The organism is Allobosea sp. P4_C6 (assembly GCF_056402015.1).
Genome location: NZ_JBFUIF010000329.1, coordinates 1 through 665 on the forward strand (window position 1 = coordinate 1; position 665 = coordinate 665).

Genomic DNA, 665 nt, shown 5'->3' on the forward strand with positions numbered 1-665 from the left:
GTCTAGCCGCCAGAACGCGAGACGCGCCTCGTCATTTTCGACCGGCGAACGACCCGTCAACCGAACCAGCTCCGCCCTGACTGCTTCATACTCATTCTGGGGAAGCACCAAACGGTCGACGACCAAACCCTCGAAGCCGACAGCTTGCATTTCGACGACCAGCCTTGCTAGAGGAAGCAGCGATTGGCGCTCATGCCAATCCTCAACAGGGCTACCTTTGGCACCCCCGTTGCTCCAACGCAACGTTTTCGAATGCAAATATAGTCGCATTTGCCCGAATTGACCCCAGCCATAGTACTTATTGTCAGTTAAATATTGCGAATACGGATACTGATAAACCTTCGAATTATTTGGCAATTGTGATTCGATGCCGCGAACGAACACTCTTTCGGCTAAAAACCGCTCGCTTCTCGCGGAGGCACCACCAGGAGATCTAAGACCCAGCTGGTCGCGAGGCGTCTGGTCGAAGAGCGCGATTACCGTCAGCACGGAAACAGCAGTCGATATCAACATACGGCTCAACACGTTGCCATTGAGAAGCAGCGGCGTAACCGACAATCCAGCCCACATATAAAGCAAAAACAAGAGATAAATTGGGAATCGTTCATATGCGCGAATCGATGGATAAACTAACGCTATCAAGCTGCCCACCCCGCCTGAAATAC

Annotated in this window: 1 protein-coding gene; it reads right to left on the bottom strand. The window is 52.0% G+C overall.

All coding sequences use genetic code 11. The annotated features are described in order from the left end of the window. Positions 1 to 665 (bottom strand): hypothetical protein (locus AC1DVA_RS28965; RefSeq protein WP_476808215.1); only part of this gene is annotated, 665 nt, incomplete at both ends.